The following is a 15,437-nucleotide window of genomic DNA, read 5'->3' as shown; positions in this document are numbered from 1 at the left end:
GCACCGTCGTTCGATGTGTCGCCTGTGCGATGCCTCGCCGTCGAGACGCCGGCGGGCGCCGCCGCAGGTGCGCGTCTGCCGATAAACACGATCGGCGGACGGAAACGCTCTCTCCGCGCGTTTCCGCGCGCCGATCGCGTTTATGCGTAGGCAAGAGTCACCGCGCCTGCGAGCGAAACCGATCGACCATGCGATAATGGAGCTTCGATGAGCCGCGGCCGCGCCGCAGGCGAATCACCAGAAGACTTCGGGCGATGACCGCCCTTCGCAGCACGAGCCGCCGGCCTGCTGCAGACCGAGTGAGTTCGCGGCCCCGCCGGGTGCGGCGCCGCACGAGATTTCGCCGGGCGACGCGCGGTGTCGCCCGCCAGGGAGTACGACCGAATGGCCGACGCAACCAACGATCCGACCCCCGCCGAGACCCCGGCGACCGAGACCCCGACCACGGAGAGTGCCGCCGACGCTGATCTGCTCGGCGACGAGAGCACTCTGACGACGGATGCGGATGCCGACGACGAGGCCGCCGTGAAGGACGCCGAGACCGCCGCCGCGGCCGATTCGGGCGAGCCGGCCGTCCTGGAGCCCGAGGCTGCTGAAGCTCTCGCAGCCACGGCGACGGATGCCGCGGAGCCCGAGGCCACGGAAGCCGGTGCCACGGCGACGGATGCCGAAGAGCCCGATGCCACGGAAGCCGGTGCCGTCGAGAGCGAGCCGGCACCGTCCGTCGACGCCGACGCACCCGTCGGCGACGAGGGAGAAGCTGTGGGATCCGCCGCCGCCGGTGAAGCGACCGCGGAAGGAAGCGCCACCGCGGACGTGGCCGCCCCGCCGGCAGAGCCGGAGAAGCCCGCCATCCCGACCGCCGTCTCGCTGGGACTCCTGCCCGAGGTGTTCGTGTCGGCCGTGTCCACGCAGCTCCACTTCTACGCGCCCGAGCTGCCGCCGCTTCCCGCGCGCGACGAGGTCGATGAGCGCGACGACGAGGTGGCGAGCGATCGCGTGTCGTCCAACGCCCGCCGCCGCAACCGCCGCCGTGGCGGAGGTTCCACCGCAGCCGAGGAGCAGACCGAAGCCCCCGCCGCCCCCGCCCGTCAGCGTGCCGTCGAACTCATCACCGAGCCGCAGCGCATCAAGGGCTCCACGCGTCTCGAGGCCAAGAAGCAGCGCCGTCGCGATGGTCGCGAGGCGGGACGTCGTCGTCCCGTCGTGACCGAGGCCGAGTTCCTCGCGCGTCGCGAGGCGGTCGATCGCGTCATGGTCGTGCGCTCCAAGGCGGGGCGGATCCAGATCGCGGTACTCGAAGACAACGTGCTCGTCGAGCACTACGTCGCCCGCAATCAGGATGCCTCGCTCATCGGCAACGTCTACCTCGGCCGCGTGCAGAACGTGCTGCCCAGCATGGAGGCGGCGTTCGTCGACATCGGCCGCGGCCGTAACGCGGTGCTGTACTCCGGCGAGGTCGATTGGGACGGCGTCGAGACCGGTAACCAGCCGCGTCGCATCGAGCTGGCGCTGAAGTCCGGCGATCGCGTGCTCGTCCAGGTCACGAAAGACCCGGTGGGCCACAAGGGCGCGCGCCTCACGAGCCAGATCTCCCTGCCCGGCCGTTACCTCGTGTACGTGCCCGGTGGCGCGATGAACGGCATCTCGCGCAAGCTCCCCGACACCGAGCGCGCACGTCTGAAGAAGATCCTCAAGGAGGTTCTCCCCGAGTCGTCGGGCGTCATCGTCCGTACCGCTGCGGAGGGCGCCACCGAGGATCAGCTGACGCGCGACGTGCAGCGACTGACCTCCCAGTGGGAGCACATCAGCTCGCAGGTCAAGACGATTCAGGCTCCGGCCCTGCTGCACTCCGAGCCCGACCTGCTGGTGAAGATCGTGCGCGATGTCTTCAACGAGGACTTCACGCGCATGCTCATCCAGGGTGACGAGGCGCTGTCGACGATCTCGAGCTACCTGCAGGGCGTCGCGCCCGATCTGCTCGAGCGCGTCGAGAAGTACGAGGGCGATCAGGACCCCTTCGACGCCTTCCGCATCACCGAGCAGATCGAGAAGGCGCTCGACCGCAAGGTGTGGCTGCCCTCGGGCGGCTCGCTGGTCATCGACCGCACCGAGGCGATGACCGTCGTCGACGTCAACACCGGGAAGTTCGTCGGATCGGGCGGCAATCTCGAAGAGACCGTCACCAAGAACAACCTCGAAGCCGCGGAGGAGATCGTCCGTCAGCTGCGGCTGCGCGACATCGGCGGAATCATCGTCGTCGACTTCATCGACATGGTGCTCGAGTCCAACCGCGACCTCGTGCTGCGCCGTCTCATCGAGTGCTTGAGCCGCGATCGCACGAAGCACCAGGTCGCCGAGGTCACCTCGCTCGGCCTCGTGCAGATGACGCGCAAGAAGCTGGGCCTGGGTCTGCTGGAGACCTTCAGCGAGGCGTGCGAGGTCTGCGCCGGGCGCGGTGTCATCGTGCACCACGATCCCGTCGTGAAGCACCGCACGGCGGCCACGACGAACGGCAACGGCAACGGGGGCGGCAACAACCGCCGCGGCCGTGGCGGGAACGGCTCCTCCAATGGCAACGGCTCCGGCCCCGGCAACGGGAACGGCGCGGGCGCGGCCTCCGCTCCCACCGGTGGCACGCACGTCATCACCGAGGGCGTGAAGTCCGCGCTCGCGCAGATCGCGGCATCCACGATCCATCCGACGGTCGACGACCCCGCCGTGGTCGAGGCGGCCGTCGTGGCGTCGGTCGAGGCGGTCATGGATGCCAAGACCGAGCCGCCGGCGCGCGAGAAGCGCCCGCGCAAGAAGCGCGAGCCCAAGACGCCGCGCACCGAGAAGGACGCGCTGCTCGAGTCCGTGCTCGAGGCGCTGCCGGAGCCGAAGGCGCCGGGTCAGGGCCGCTCGCGCCGCCGTGTGACCACGGCGGCCCTCACCGGCACTCCGGTGAACGCTCAGCCGACCGACGGCTCCTGAGCCGCGTGAGGTGCCAAGAATTGTCGCCCGACCGAGGTCGGAAGCGACAATTCTTGGCACCTCACGCTTTGGGGGCGCGGCGCTCGCGGGCGGTGATGCGCAGCCCCGAGGCCCGGAGACGACGAACGAGCTCGCGTCCACCGACGTGCTCTGCGCCGGCGGCGACCAAGTCGGCGTGCCGCTCGTCGGGCACGTCGTAGTGGTCGAGGTCGAACGCTCGGCGGGGGATACCGGCAGCCGCGGCGAAGGCGTGCAGCTCGGCGAGGTTCGAGTCGCTCACGAGGTGCGCCCACAGACGGCCGTGCGCGGGCCACTGCGGGTCGTCGATGAGAATGGCCACGCCGCGATCCTACGGCCGACACGCGGCCCCGATGCTTTTGCCGGATGTCTCTCGGTGAGCTAAACTCGTCCTTTGGTGCGTCGTGTCCGCGCGATTGACGCGAGACCCCGTCGGCTCAGGCCGGCTGGATCGCACCGAGACTCAGGGCGTTCCGCCCTCCCGACGTCATCAGACAACCGGAGCCGTGCGCTCCCGAACGAAACAGGTGTGAAGTGGTTTACGCAGTTGTGCGCGCCGGCGGCCGGCAGGAGAAGGTCGAGGTCGGCACGATCGTCGTGCTCGATCGCCAGGCGGCGAAGGTCGGCGAGAGCATCCAGCTGCCCGCCGTTCTGTTCGTCGACGGCGAGACCGTCACGACCGACGCCGACAAGCTCGCGAAGGTCTCGGTCACGGCCGAGGTCCTCGGTGAGGAGCGCGGTCCGAAGATCGTGATCCAGAAGTTCAAGAACAAGACCGGCTACAAGAAGCGCCAGGGCCACCGTCAGGACCTCACGCGCGTCAAGATCACCGGCATCAAGTAAGAGCCAGGAGACGCAGAGATGGCACACAAAAAGGGCGCAAGCTCCACCCGTAACGGTCGTGACTCCAACGCACAGCGCCTCGGCGTGAAGCGCTTCGGCGGCCAGGCCGTCAACGCCGGCGAGATCCTCGTCCGCCAGCGCGGTACGCACTTCCACCCCGGCGCCAACGTCGGCCGCGGTGGCGATGACACGCTGTTCGCTCTCGCCGCCGGCGCGGTCGAGTTCGGCCAGAAGGGCGGCCGCAAGGTCGTCAACATCGTCGCTGCCGCCGCGGAGTAATCCGCAGCACACGTCGTTCCCGAGGGGGTGGGCACTGCCCGCCCCCTCGTCGTTTTTCTCCGCCGGTATCGCCGGCCCATCCCGGGAGGACCCTCATGGTCACCTTCGTCGACCGCGTCACCCTGCATCTGCGTGCGGGAAAGGGCGGCAACGGCTGCGTGTCGGTGCGCCGCGAGAAGTTCAAGCCGCTGGCGGGCCCGGACGGGGGCAACGGCGGGCACGGCGGCGACGTGGTGCTCGTCGCCGACCCGCAGGTGACCACGCTGCTGTCGTACCACCACTCGCCACACCGCTCCGCCGGCAACGGAGGCTTCGGCATGGGTGATCACCGCTCCGGCGCCGCCGGCGAGATGACCGAGTTGCCGGTTCCGCTCGGAACGGTCGTGAAGGATCCCGACGGCACCGTGCTCGTTGACATGCTCACGCCGGGCATGCGCTTCGTCGTCGCCCCCGGCGGGCTCGGGGGACTCGGCAACGCCGCTTTGGCCTCGCCCAAGCGCAAGGCTCCCGGCTTCGCGCTGCTGGGGACCCCCGGGTGGGAGGGCGATGTCGTCCTCGAGCTCAAGACCGTGGCGGATGTGGCGCTGGTGGGCTTCCCCTCTGCCGGGAAGTCGAGCCTGATCGCCGCCGTGTCGGCCGCGCGGCCGAAGATCGCCGACTACCCGTTCACGACGCTGCACCCCAACCTCGGCGTCGTGCAGGCCGGCGACGTGCGCTTCACGGTCGCCGACGTCCCGGGCCTCATCGAGGGGGCGAGCGAAGGCCGCGGCCTCGGCTTGGAGTTCCTCCGCCACGTCGAGCGCTGCACGGCTCTGGTTCACGTGCTGGACTGCGCGACGCTCGACCCGGGCCGCGACCCGTTGACCGACCTGGATGTCATTCTGGCCGAGCTGGCCGCGTACCCGGTGCCCGAGGGCCAGATCCCGCTGCTCGAGCGCCCGCAGATCGTCGCACTGAACAAGGTGGACGTGCCCGAGGCCCGTGACCTCGCCGACCTCGTGCGCCCCGACCTCGAATCGCGCGGGTTCCGCGTGTTCGAGATCTCCACGGTCAGCCGTGCGGGTCTGCGCGAGCTCACGTTCGCCCTCGCCGAGATCGTCGAAGAGCACCGGGTCGCGACGATCGACGATCTTCCCGCCGAGCGGATTGTCATCCGGCCGCACGGGTCCGAGAAGGACTTCACGATCAAAGTCGAGGGCGGCACGTACGGTCCGGTCTACCGGATCCTCGGCGACAAGCCCGTCAAGTGGGTGCAGCAGACCGACTTCCAAAACGAAGAGGCCGTCGGCTACCTCGCGGACCGCTTGGCCCGTCTCGGCGTCGAGGACGAGCTGTTCCGCGCCGGTGCGGTCGCCGGTGCCACGGTCGTGATCGGCCCCGGTGACGGGATTGTCTTCGATTGGGAACCCACGCTCTCCTCGGCGGCCGAGCTGATGACGGCGCCGCGCGGAACCGATCCGCGCCTGGTGCAGAACTCTCGTCGCACCACGTCCGAGCGACGTGAGCGCTACCACGAGCGGATGGATGCCAAGGCCGACGCTCGCGCCGAGCTGGAGGCGGAGCGCCTCGCGGCTCGGGCATCCGACGACGAGGAGGATCGATGACCGCGCGCGTCCGCACCGATCTGCCCGCCGCGACGCGCGTCGTGGTCAAGGTCGGATCGTCCTCGATCAGCGGCGACGGGGCCTTCCGCATCGATCTCATCGTCGATGCTCTCGCCCACGCTCGCGAGGCCGGGGTCGAGGTGGTCCTCGTCTCCTCGGGCGCGATCGCGACGGCCCTTCCCTTGCTCGATCTGCGCGGGCGGCCGAACGACCTGGCGACCCAGCAGGCGGCGGCTGCCGTCGGACAGAACGTGCTGATGTGGCGCTACCAGACCTCCCTCGACCGATTCGGGCTGCTCGGGGGACAGGTGCTGTTGACCGCGGGCGACCTGGAGAACGCCACGCACCGCTCGAACGCGCGCCGGGCGATGGAGCGACTTCTGGGGCTCGGCATCCTGCCCATCGTCAACGAGAACGACACCGTGGCCACGCACGAGATCCGCTTCGGTGACAACGACCGGCTGGCGGCCCTCGTCGCTCAGCTGATCGGTGCCGACGCGCTCGTGCTGCTCAGCGACATCGAGTGCCTGTACACCGCTCCGCCGAGCGAGCCCGGTGCTCGCCCGATCACCGACGTGGAGTGGGGCGACGACCTCTCGGAGTACACGTTCGGGTCGGTCACGGTCAATGGTGTCGGCACCGGCGGGGCCGCCACCAAGGCGTCGGCGGCGAAGCTCGCGTCGTCTGCCGGAGTGGGTGTCCTCGTGACCAGCGCCGATCTCGTCGCGGAGGCCCTCGCGGGCGCCGCCGTGGGCACCTGGTTCGCCCCGCACCCCGATCCGGTCACCCTCGCCACGGGCCCCGTGGGCGCGGTAGCCGCGGCGCTAGACTGACGCGATGACCCTCACCGCTGTCTCGGTCGACGAACGCCTGCGCCTGGCGAAGGATGCTGCGCGCCAGGTGGGCCTTCTCGACTCCGCGGCGAAGACGGGGATGCTGCGCGCGATCGCCGACGCCATCGACTCGGCGACCGACACGATCGTCGCGGCCAACGCCGACGATCTGGAGCGCGGGCGCAGCGCCGAGATCGGCGACGCTCTGCTCGACCGTCTTCGGTTGGATGCCACCCGTGTGGCGGCGCTCGCCACGGCGGTCCGCGAGGTCGCCGAGCTGCCCGACCCCGTCGGCCGGGTCCTCGATCGACGTACGCTTCCCAACGGTCTGGAACTGCAGAAGGTGGCGGTGCCGTTCGGAGTCGTCGGCTCCATCTACGAAGCCCGCCCCAACGTGACGGTCGACATCGCCGCTCTGGCCCTGCGCGCCGGCAACGCGGTGGTGTTGCGTGGCGGTTCCGCCGCGCAGAGTTCGAACGCGGCGCTCGTCGAGGTGATGCGTCAGGCTCTGGCGAGCCAGCGCGTCTCTCCGGAGGCCATTCAGACGGTCGACGACTTCGGGAGGGACGGCGCGCGCGCACTGATGAACGCCCGCGGCCTGGTCGATGTGCTCGTCCCGCGCGGCAGCGCGAGCCTCATCGAGACGGTCGTGACGGAGTCGACCGTCCCCGTGATCGAGACCGGGGCCGGCGTGGTCCACGTCTACCTGGATGCCACGGCACGCGACGAGTGGGCGCGGAAGATCGTGCTGAACGCCAAGACCCAGCGCCCGAGCGTCTGCAATGCCGTCGAGACGGTTCTCGTGCACCGCGACGCCGCCGATCGGCTGCTGCCCGACCTCCTCGGTGCGTTGGCGGGCGCCGGTGTGCGCGTGCACGGTGACGACACCACCGCCGGGTACGACCCGCGCGTCGTCGCGGCCACGGACGCAGACTGGGCGACCGAGTACCTGAGCCTCGATCTCGCCGTGCGCGTGGTCGACGATCTCGACGCCGCGCTCGACCACATCCGTCGCTACTCCACCCACCACACCGAGTCGATCATCACCGAGGACGAGGCTGCCGCCACCCGCTTCCTGGCGGAGGTCGATTCGGCCGTCGTGCTGGTGAACGCGTCGACCCGGTTCACCGATGGCGGCGAGTTCGGCTTCGGTGCCGAGGTCGGCATCTCGACCCAGAAACTCCACGCCCGAGGGCCGATGGGTCTCGCCGAGCTCACCAGCACGAAGTGGCTCGGGCGCGGCGACGGCCAGGTCCGAACCTGAACGCATAAAATAAACTCGCGCCTTGCGCAGAATTCTCGAACGGAGCACTGATGACTTTCGCCACGCTGATCGCCCACGCCGCTGAAGAGGGCGCACATCACGGCGGCAACGTGCAGGCCGAGACCTTCTGGTACGGCGCTGTGGCCTTCGTCGTCTTCATCGCGCTGAGCCTGGTCACACTGTCGTACCGCAACGTGTCGAACCGTCACGCGCACAAGGCCGCGGCGTACACCCAGAAGCACGGGACGCCCACCCCCGAGGCCCACGGCCACTGAGGCCCACCGTATGTCGGTGACGCGCGCCCCTCGGATCGGGGTCATGGGTGGGACGTTCGATCCCATCCATCACGGTCACCTGGTCGCGGCCAGCGAGGTCGCGCAGTCCTTCGATCTCGATGAGGTCGTCTTCGTCCCCACCGGCCGTCCCTGGCAGAAGGACGACGTCACCGAGAGCGAACACCGCTACCTCATGACGGTGATCGCGACGGCATCCAATCCGCAGTTCACCGTGAGCCGCGTCGACATCGACCGCGCCGGCCCGACGTACACCATCGACACTCTGCGCGACCTCCAGCGCGAGCGCCCCGGTGCCGAGTTGTTCTTCATCACCGGGGCCGACGCCGTGGCGCAGATCCTCGGCTGGCGCAATCACCAGGAGCTGTGGGATCTGGCCCATTTCGTGGCGGTCTCCCGGCCTGGACATGTCCTGACCACGGAGGGCCTGCCCACCGAAGACGTCAGCCAGCTGGAGATCCCCGCACTGAGCATCTCGTCCACCGACTGCCGCGCCCGCGTGCGCCGAGGCCACCCCGTGTGGTACCTCGTGCCCGACGGCGTCGTGCAGTACATCGCGAAGCACCACCTCTACCGGAGCCCTGCATGAGCACATCCGAGACCCCCGAGAACCCGCCGCTGACGCGGCGTCAGCTGCGCGAACTCCGCAACACCGGCGCGACGCCGATCATCACGCCGCAGCCTGACGCCGCGCCCGAGAACGCCACTGCGCCGGCCGCCGAGCCGCAGACGGCTCACGATGCCCCTCCCGCGGAGGCACCGGATGCCGCGATCGCCGATGTGGCTGCGGATGCCGCGGATGCCGCGAGCGAGGGCGAATCCGTGGCTCCCGCCACCGACCGCGACGAGCCCGTCGCCGAGAGCGATGCGGGCGCGGACCCGGAGACGGTGTCTGAACCCCCCGCCAAGAAGGGCGGCGTGCTGGGCGGTCTGTTCGGCCGCAACAAGGCCGACAAGGCCGCTGCCGAGCCGGTGACCGAGCCCGCCCCCGCCGACGACGCACCCGCGTCGGGGGAGACTGAGGCGGATGCCGTGACGGCACCGGACACCGCGCCCGAGCCGCCCCTCGTCCCGGCCACGTTCCCGCCCTCCTCGGGCCCCGATCTCGGCGTGACCGGCCTCACCCGGCGGCAGGTCCGCGCACAGGAGCGCATCCGCACGGCATCCGTTCCGATCATCTCGCCCGATCTCGAACCCGGCGTCCCGACGACGCGCGACGAAACGGCCGAGCCGGTCTCCGAGTCCGCCATCCCGTCTGCGGAGTCGGCGACCTCCCACGACGCGGACACCGACGCCGTGGCGTCCGCGACGAACGAGGCCGAGACGGCGGCGCGGGACGACTCCGCCGGGCTGCAGGCGATCTTCCGCCCCGCCGCACCCGAGGAGGCGGAGGCGACCGACGAAACCGCGACCGACGACCCGGCGCCGGTGTCGACCGTGAACCCCGCGCTGGGGTCCGACCTCTTGAAGGGCCAGACGCCCGAGATCTCGCTGCCGCCGTCCTTCGATCAGCTGATCTCTCGCAGCGCCGCGGCGACGGGCTCGGTCTCGACACCGAACGCGCTGATCCTCTCGCAGACCCCGGCGGGCGTGCCGCTCGTCGGCCCGGTCACCTCGACCGGCGAGGTGCTCATCACGGGAACGTTCGAGCTGCCGGAGGGTCTCGGCTCGGCGGGTCACGCGCCGGGCACCACCGACGGGCGCGACGTGGATGCCGTTCTTCTCGACGGCGAGCTGCCCCCGGCATCGTCCCCGACCCCGATCGCGGCCAGCGCCGCCATCAGCACCGTCAAGCAACCCGGTGAGATCATCCGCCCCCCGGCACCCGAGAAGGGCAGCAAGCTCGTCATCGGTCTCATCATCACCACAGGCGCTCTCGCCGTCGCGGTCGCCGTCGCGCTGGTCCTCGCCTTCACGACAGGAGTGTTCGGATGACAGCCAGCGCCAACGGAATCGAGATGGCGCGCATCGCCGCGATCGCCGCCGATTCGAAGTCCGGGGAAGACCTCGTCGCCCTCGACGTGTCCGAGCCTCTTCCGCTCGTCGACATCTTCCTGCTCGTGACGGGTCGCAATGAGCGCAACGTCGCGGCCATCGCCGACGAGGTCGAAGAGAAGCTGCTGGAGGCCGGGCACAAGCGCCTGCGTCGCGAGGGCCGCCAGGAGTCGCGGTGGGTCTTGCTCGACTTCGGCGATCTCGTCGTGCACGTCTTCCACGAGCAGGAGCGCGTCTACTACGGGCTCGAGCGCCTATGGAAGGACTGCCCGGTCGTGCCGCTGGAGCTGCCGGCACCGGCCTCCGCCGACTGAACTGCACGAAGGGCCGCCCCACAGAGGGGCGGCCCTTCGGCGTTCACGGGTCAGACGAGAGCGCCGGTGAGCTCCTGCCGAAGAAGAGCGGCACCCGCGCTGAGCGCGCTGAGCTTGGCCAGGGCGACGTCGCGCGGCAGAGGCGCCATTCCGCAGTTCGAGCTGGCGATGAGTTTGTCGGCATCCACGAACTCCAGCGCCCGGCGCAGGGTGTGCGCCACCTCTTCGGGACGTTCGATGTCATGCGAGGCCACATCGACGGCGCCGAGCATGACCTTCTTGCCTCGAATCAGTTCGATCACCTCGATCGGGATGCGGGAGTTGTGCGACTCGAGCGAGACGATGTCGATGCTCGACTGCTGAAGCAGAGGGAACGACTCCTCGTACTGCCGCCACTCCGGGCCGAGCGTGGCCTTCCAATCGGTGTTCGCCTTGATGCCGTAGCCGTAGCAGATGTGGACGGCGGTCTCGGCGCGAAGGCCCTCGACGGCGCGCTCGAGCGCGGCCATACCCCAGTCCCGCACCTCGTCGAAGAAGACGTTGAAGGCGGGTTCGTCGAACTGGATGATGTCGACGCCGGCGGCTTCGAGCTCCTTCGCCTCCTGGTTCAGGATGCCGGCGAACTCCCACGCGAGCTTCTCGCGGCTGTTGTAGTAGCGGTCCGCGAGGGTGTCGATCATCGTCATCGGTCCGGGCAGCGCCCACTTGATCGGCTGATCGGTCTGTTGACGGAGGAAGGCGGCATCCTGAACGAAGACCGGCTTGACGCGCTCCACGGCCCCGACGACGGTCGGCACGCTGGCGTCGTACCGGTCACGGATGCGGACGGTCTCACGGTTCTCGAAGTCCACCCCGCGAAGGTGCTCGATGAAGGTGGTGACGAAATGCTGGCGGGTCTGCTCGCCGTCGCTGATGATGTCGATGCCGCGCCGGCGCTGTTCGTGCACGGCGGCGCGGAGGGCGTCTTGCTTGCCCTCGACCAGCGCGTCTGCGTCGAGGGCCCAGGGGGACCAGAGCTTCTCGGGCTCGGCGAGCCACGAGGGCTTCGGGAGACTGCCGACAGCGGCGGTGGGGAGAAGGGTGTTCACGGGTGTGCTCCGGCGGATCAGTGGACGAGGGCGGGGGAGAGGCCTGCCCAGCGGGCCAGTGCGTCCCCGTGCGGTGTGACGAAGTGCTCCTCTGCCCACTTGCCCTGGGTGAGCGCGAGGCGCGAGCGCTCGTCGCGGTCGTAGTCCACGCGTGTCCGCGAGAAGTCGCTGCTGTCGAGGGTGGGGCGGAAGACGCCGGCGGCGGCGGAGTTGGCGTTGTAGATCTCGGGGCGGTAGATCTTCTGGAACGTCTCCATCGTGCTGATCGTGCCGATGAGCTGCAGGTTCGTGTAGTCGTTCAGCAGGTCACCGCGGAAGTAGAACGCCAGCGGGGCGGAGCTCCCCTCGGGGAGGAAGTAGCGAACACGGAGGCCCATCTTCCCGAAGTACTCGTCGGTGAGCGAGTACTCGTCCTGCACGTACTCGACGCCGAGCACGGGGTGGCGGTTGTCGGTGCGGCGGTAGGTCTTGCTCGTGGAGACGCTGATGCAGATGACCGGCGACACGGTGAAGCGCTCACGGTACTCGGGGGAGTCCAGGAACGCCTCGAACAGCTTGCCGTGCAGGACGCCGAAGTCCTCGGGCACCGTGAAGCCGCCGGCGGCGGCGCTCGCGGCGGGCAGAAGAACGCTGAAGTCGAAGTCCCGCAGGTAGGACGAGAAGTTGTTGCCCACGATCCCGTGGTGGCGTGCACCGGTCTGTCGGTCGACGATCACCAGATCGAGCACCTCCAGCAGGGGGAATCGTTGGTCGTCTCCGGATGCCGCGAACTCCAGGTCGACGGACACGATGTCGATCTCGAGCGTGTAGCGGTCACCCTCCGGGTTGTCCCAGCGAGCGAGGTCGTTGAACCGGCGGTCGATCATCGTCAGCGCGTTGCGCAGGTTCTCCTGACGATCCGCGCCGCGGGCGAGGTTGGCGAAGTTCGTCGTCGCACGCGAGCTCTCCGACGGGGAGTAGTCCTCGTCGAAGCGCGTGGTCGAGATCCGGAACGTGAAGTCGTTCGACATGTCCAGACACTCCAGTCGTTCGGCGGCTCGTGCCGCACAGTCATCGGTGTTCCCATGGTGCGTGTCCCGGGCTGCCATCGGGTAATCCGGTTCAGCTATCCATGTCTATAGGCTGTGCCTATGGCCCGGCGAACGAGCGGCGTGACGCTCCAGCAGCTCCAGTCCTTCATCGAGGTCGCCGCAGAGGGCTCGATCTCTGCCGCCGCCGATCTGCTGTACGTGTCGCAACCGACGATGTCGGCAGCGATGAAGGACCTCGAAGCCCGCGTGGGGCGCTCGCTGATGGTCCGCTCGGCGCGAGGCATCACCCTGACATCGGACGGCGTGGAGTTCCTCGGCTACGCCCGACAGGTCGTCGAGCAGGTGGCCCTCCTCGAGCAGCGCTACCTCGATCGACCACCGTCGCGCCGCCTCCTGGGCGTGTCGACGCAGCACTACTCTTTCGCCGTCGACGCGTTCGTCCGGATGGTGAAGGCCAGTGCGGCGCCGGAGTACGAGTTCTCGCTGCGAGAGACGCGGACGTGGGACATCATCGAGGATGTGCGGACGCTGCGCAGCGAGCTCGGCATCCTGTATCGCAACGACTTCAACGGCAACGTGATCGACAAGCTGCTGCGCGACTCGGGACTGTCGTTTCATCCGCTGTTCCTGGCCGACCCGCACATCTTCGTCTCGCGCAAGAATCCTCTGGCGGCCCGCGCGCGCGTGACCCTCGACGACCTCGCCGGACTCCCGCGGCTCACGTTCGACCAGGGCACCAACAACTCCTTCTACTTCGCCGAGGAGATCCTGTCGACGTTGTCGAGCGCGCAAGAGATTCGCGTGTCCGACCGGGCGACGATCTTCAACCTCATGATCGGCCTCGGCGGGTACACGATCTCCACGGGGATCATCAGCGACGACCTCGACCCCGAGATCGTCGCGGTGCCGCTCGATGTCGACGAGCGGATCGAGATCGGATGGATCGCGCACACGACCATTCCGCTGACCGAGCAGGCTCGGCGGTACCTCGACGAGGTGCGGGCGGTCGTGCGGGAGTTCGACGTGAAGGTGCTCGGCTAGAGACCTCGTCGATGGCAGTGCCGGAAATGACGAATGCCCCGGACCTACGTCGCGGGACATTCATTTCGGTGGACCTGAGGGGACTCGAACCCCTGACCCCCTGCATGCCATGCAGGTGCGCTACCAGCTGCGCCACAGGCCCGTTTTCTGTTTTCCGCCCCGTTCGAGGCAACTCCATGAGCTTACTACACGGAATCAGGACGCAGGAAATCGGCGCGACCGGGCGTGTCGCCTTCCTCGGTCACCTCGGCGAGCAGAGCGGTCCGCAGCGTCTGGGAACGCTCGCTCAGCGCACGCTGGCGGGCGACGTACTGAGCCTTCCCCTCGGGCGTCTCGATCGCGACGGGGGAGTAGCCCCAGTCCGCGAGGTCGTACGGCGACGCCTCCATGTCGAGCGTGCGGATATCGCGGGCGAGCTCGAACGCATCGAGCAGAAGGTGCCCGGGAACCAGAGGTCCGAGCTTCACCGCCCACTTGTAGACGTCCATTCCGGCGTGCAGGCACCCGGGCTGCTCGACGGTGACCTGGGTCTCGCGCGACAGGTGCGCGCGATTCCGGGGCACCGCATCGGGGGTGAAGAACCGGAACGCGTCGTAGTGCGTGCACTTCAGGTCGTGCGCCTCGACCACGGCGTCGGTGCCATCCGTGCCCAGTCGCAACGGCACAGCGTGTCGCACGTCCGCCGTGCGGTAGGCCATCGCCCACTCGTGCAGACCGAAGCAGCCGAACTGCGCCGGACGCGCGGCGGTGGCGCGGAGCAGACCGACGACGCCGCGGTACAGCGAGCCACGGTCGCGGCGGAAGGCCGCGGCATCCACCGCCACGCCCTCGGCCGTGGACCGGTACCAGCGCCAGGTGGTGCGCTCGTCGGCGTCGGCGAGCACAACGTCGGGACCGGGATGCCAGCGGCGCAGGATCGCGGGCTTGTAGGAGTAGTAGGTGAAGAGGAAGTCCTCGACGGGATGCTTCTCGCCGCGCGCGGCACGCGTGCGATGGGCCGCTGTGAGGGAGTCGGCTCGCTCGGCGTGAGCCGCGGCGCGCGTGCTCCACTCCGCGCGGGGAATCACCGGTACGTCGAGGACGAGACTCATTCGACCGGCTCGATGAGGTCGGGGGTGTCGTTGCGGACGTTGCCGACCGCCGAGGACACCACGTGGTCGTCGAGCGTCTCGGCCACGTCGGGGGCGGCGTCGATCGCGGCATCCAGGATGTCGCCGACGTTCTCGGTGGTCGGGTCGAGCCACGCGTCGGCGAAGTCGGGGTCCATGAACAGCGGCATCCGGTCGTGGATCGACCCGAGCCGGCCGATCGAGTCTCGCGTGAGGATCGTGCAGCTCAGCACCCATCGAGCAGGGTCGTCTTCGGCCCTGGCCGGGTCTTTCCACCACTCGTAGAGGCCCGCGAAGAACAGCGGCGAGCCGTCGGCAGGGTGGATGTAGTGCGGCGTCTTGCCGGCCTCGGTGGTCTTCCACTCGTAGTACCCCGATGCGGGAATCACCGCGCGGCGCTTGATGAGGGCGTTGCGGAACATCGGCTTGTCTTCGATCTCTTCCGACCGGGCGTTGAACGCCCGGGCCCCGATCTTGACGTCTTTGGCCCACCCCGGCACGAGTCCCCACCGCGCGACCTCGAGGCGGCGCACCGGCGGCTCGGTCTTGACCGAGTCGAGGACGATGGCAACGGATGCCGTGGGCGCGATGTTGTAGGACGGCGGTGGCAGCTCATCGGCTTCGACGTCGACGCGCAGCACCCCCACGAGCTCGGATGCCACGTTGGCCACGACGAATCGACCGCACATGCCTCTACGGTACGCGGCCCCTCCGACACCGGCGCCCTCGGGCATCGTGGCATCCGCGAA

At 69.1% G+C, this 15,437-nt stretch carries 16 protein-coding genes and 1 tRNA gene; 11 read left to right on the top strand and 6 right to left on the bottom strand.

Going from position 1 to position 15,437, the window contains the following annotated elements; all coding sequences use genetic code 11:
* Nucleotides 1-384 precede the first annotated feature (384 nt).
* Entirely contained in the window at nucleotides 385-2,976 is a 2,592-nt protein-coding gene (locus tag P5G46_RS01655; RefSeq protein ID WP_408904842.1) for an Rne/Rng family ribonuclease, read from the top strand.
* A gap of 61 nt (nucleotides 2,977-3,037) precedes the next feature.
* On the opposite strand, the gene P5G46_RS01650 is transcribed toward P5G46_RS01655, so the two are convergent.
* Nucleotides 3,038-3,316 carry a DUF4031 domain-containing protein gene (locus P5G46_RS01650; protein WP_239275416.1) on the bottom strand — a complete coding sequence of 93 codons (279 nt, stop codon included), beginning with the start codon at nucleotides 3,314-3,316 and terminating at the stop codon, nucleotides 3,038-3,040.
* A gap of 212 nt (nucleotides 3,317-3,528) precedes the next feature.
* Here P5G46_RS01650 and rplU point away from each other — a divergent pair, with 212 nt between their 5' ends.
* From rplU to rsfS, 9 genes are all read left to right on the top strand, one after another.
* On the top strand, nucleotides 3,529-3,837 hold the full coding sequence (gene rplU / locus P5G46_RS01645; RefSeq protein WP_022878253.1) for a 50S ribosomal protein L21: 309 nt from the start codon (nucleotides 3,529-3,531) through the stop codon (nucleotides 3,835-3,837).
* Nucleotides 3,838-3,855: 18 nt separating this feature from the next.
* Entirely contained in the window at nucleotides 3,856-4,116 is a 261-nt protein-coding gene (gene rpmA, locus P5G46_RS01640; RefSeq protein WP_239275414.1) for a 50S ribosomal protein L27, read from the top strand.
* A 95-nt stretch (nucleotides 4,117-4,211) separates the two neighbouring features.
* On the top strand, nucleotides 4,212-5,720 hold the full coding sequence (gene obgE, locus P5G46_RS01635) for a GTPase ObgE (RefSeq protein WP_239275412.1): 1,509 nt from the start codon (nucleotides 4,212-4,214) through the stop codon (nucleotides 5,718-5,720).
* Nucleotides 5,717-6,553, top strand: coding sequence for a glutamate 5-kinase (gene proB, locus P5G46_RS01630; protein ID WP_239275410.1), 837 nt, complete (start codon nucleotides 5,717-5,719; stop codon nucleotides 6,551-6,553). The genes obgE and proB overlap by 4 nt, the downstream gene beginning before the upstream one ends.
* 4 nt (nucleotides 6,554-6,557) lie before the next feature.
* Entirely contained in the window at nucleotides 6,558-7,817 is a 1,260-nt protein-coding gene (locus P5G46_RS01625; protein ID WP_408904841.1) for a glutamate-5-semialdehyde dehydrogenase, read from the top strand.
* Between the two features lie 50 nt (nucleotides 7,818-7,867).
* Nucleotides 7,868-8,092, top strand: coding sequence for a hypothetical protein (locus tag P5G46_RS01620; RefSeq protein WP_239275406.1), 225 nt, complete (start codon nucleotides 7,868-7,870; stop codon nucleotides 8,090-8,092).
* Nucleotides 8,093-8,102: 10 nt separating this feature from the next.
* Nucleotides 8,103-8,699 (top strand): nicotinate-nucleotide adenylyltransferase, encoded by a 597-nt coding sequence (gene nadD / locus P5G46_RS01615; RefSeq protein ID WP_239275404.1) that lies wholly within the window; start codon nucleotides 8,103-8,105, stop codon nucleotides 8,697-8,699.
* Complete coding sequence (locus tag P5G46_RS01610) at nucleotides 8,696-10,045, top strand: hypothetical protein (protein ID WP_408904840.1); 1,350 nt, start codon at nucleotides 8,696-8,698, stop codon at nucleotides 10,043-10,045. Before nadD ends, P5G46_RS01610 begins: the two co-directional genes overlap by 4 nt.
* The gene (gene rsfS / locus P5G46_RS01605; RefSeq protein WP_408904839.1) at nucleotides 10,042-10,419 is read left to right on the top strand and encodes a ribosome silencing factor; all 378 of its coding nucleotides are present in this window, start codon (nucleotides 10,042-10,044) and stop codon (nucleotides 10,417-10,419) included. The genes P5G46_RS01610 and rsfS overlap by 4 nt, the downstream gene beginning before the upstream one ends.
* A 50-nt stretch (nucleotides 10,420-10,469) precedes the next feature.
* Here rsfS and P5G46_RS01600 read toward each other — a convergent pair whose 3' ends face one another.
* Nucleotides 10,470-11,507 carry a methionine synthase gene (locus P5G46_RS01600; protein ID WP_408904838.1) on the bottom strand — a complete coding sequence of 346 codons (1,038 nt, stop codon included), beginning with the start codon at nucleotides 11,505-11,507 and terminating at the stop codon, nucleotides 10,470-10,472.
* A 17-nt stretch (nucleotides 11,508-11,524) separates the two neighbouring features.
* The gene (locus tag P5G46_RS01595) at nucleotides 11,525-12,517 is read right to left on the bottom strand and encodes a putative oxygenase MesX (RefSeq protein WP_375095580.1); all 993 of its coding nucleotides are present in this window, start codon (nucleotides 12,515-12,517) and stop codon (nucleotides 11,525-11,527) included.
* Between the two features lie 120 nt (nucleotides 12,518-12,637).
* Between P5G46_RS01595 and P5G46_RS01590 the strand changes: the two genes are divergently transcribed.
* Nucleotides 12,638-13,579 (top strand): LysR family transcriptional regulator, encoded by a 942-nt coding sequence (locus P5G46_RS01590; RefSeq protein ID WP_239275396.1) that lies wholly within the window; start codon nucleotides 12,638-12,640, stop codon nucleotides 13,577-13,579.
* A gap of 69 nt (nucleotides 13,580-13,648) precedes the next feature.
* On the opposite strand, the gene P5G46_RS01585 is transcribed toward P5G46_RS01590, so the two are convergent.
* From P5G46_RS01585 to P5G46_RS01575, 3 genes are all read right to left on the bottom strand, one after another.
* A tRNA-Ala gene (locus tag P5G46_RS01585) sits at nucleotides 13,649-13,721 on the bottom strand.
* A gap of 43 nt (nucleotides 13,722-13,764) precedes the next feature.
* Entirely contained in the window at nucleotides 13,765-14,670 is a 906-nt protein-coding gene (locus P5G46_RS01580; RefSeq protein ID WP_375095581.1) for a 3-methyladenine DNA glycosylase, read from the bottom strand.
* Nucleotides 14,667-15,377: an SOS response-associated peptidase gene (locus P5G46_RS01575; protein WP_239275392.1), complete on the bottom strand. Its 711-nt coding sequence runs from the start codon at nucleotides 15,375-15,377 to the stop codon at nucleotides 14,667-14,669. The genes P5G46_RS01580 and P5G46_RS01575 overlap by 4 nt, the downstream gene beginning before the upstream one ends.
* Nucleotides 15,378-15,437: the final 60 nt, after the last annotated feature.

The organism is Microbacterium mcarthurae, assembly GCF_046064585.1.
Lineage (GTDB): Bacteria > Actinomycetota > Actinomycetes > Actinomycetales > Microbacteriaceae > Microbacterium > Microbacterium mcarthurae.
Note: the sequence above shows the minus strand (reverse complement) of the source record. Positions and strands in the feature narration are given on the sequence as shown.

Excerpts from the sequence above, each read along its gene's own strand:
- P5G46_RS01655 (WP_408904842.1), top strand. The coding sequence starts at position 385 with ATGGCCGACGCAACCAACGATCCGACCCCCGCCGAGACCCCGGCGACC.
- rpmA (WP_239275414.1), top strand. The coding sequence starts at position 3,856 with ATGGCACACAAAAAGGGCGCAAGCTCCACCCGTAACGGTCGTGACTCC.
- obgE (WP_239275412.1), top strand. The coding sequence starts at position 4,212 with ATGGTCACCTTCGTCGACCGCGTCACCCTGCATCTGCGTGCGGGAAAG.
- proB (WP_239275410.1), top strand. The coding sequence starts at position 5,717 with ATGACCGCGCGCGTCCGCACCGATCTGCCCGCCGCGACGCGCGTCGTG.
- P5G46_RS01625 (WP_408904841.1), top strand. The coding sequence starts at position 6,558 with ATGACCCTCACCGCTGTCTCGGTCGACGAACGCCTGCGCCTGGCGAAG.
- P5G46_RS01620 (WP_239275406.1), top strand. The coding sequence starts at position 7,868 with ATGACTTTCGCCACGCTGATCGCCCACGCCGCTGAAGAGGGCGCACAT.
- nadD (WP_239275404.1), top strand. The coding sequence starts at position 8,103 with ATGTCGGTGACGCGCGCCCCTCGGATCGGGGTCATGGGTGGGACGTTC.
- P5G46_RS01610 (WP_408904840.1), top strand. The coding sequence starts at position 8,696 with ATGAGCACATCCGAGACCCCCGAGAACCCGCCGCTGACGCGGCGTCAG.
- rsfS (WP_408904839.1), top strand. The coding sequence starts at position 10,042 with ATGACAGCCAGCGCCAACGGAATCGAGATGGCGCGCATCGCCGCGATC.
- P5G46_RS01595 (WP_375095580.1), bottom strand. The coding sequence starts at position 12,517 with ATGTCGAACGACTTCACGTTCCGGATCTCGACCACGCGCTTCGACGAG.
- P5G46_RS01590 (WP_239275396.1), top strand. The coding sequence starts at position 12,638 with ATGGCCCGGCGAACGAGCGGCGTGACGCTCCAGCAGCTCCAGTCCTTC.
- P5G46_RS01580 (WP_375095581.1), bottom strand. The coding sequence starts at position 14,670 with ATGAGTCTCGTCCTCGACGTACCGGTGATTCCCCGCGCGGAGTGGAGC.
- P5G46_RS01575 (WP_239275392.1), bottom strand. The coding sequence starts at position 15,377 with ATGTGCGGTCGATTCGTCGTGGCCAACGTGGCATCCGAGCTCGTGGGG.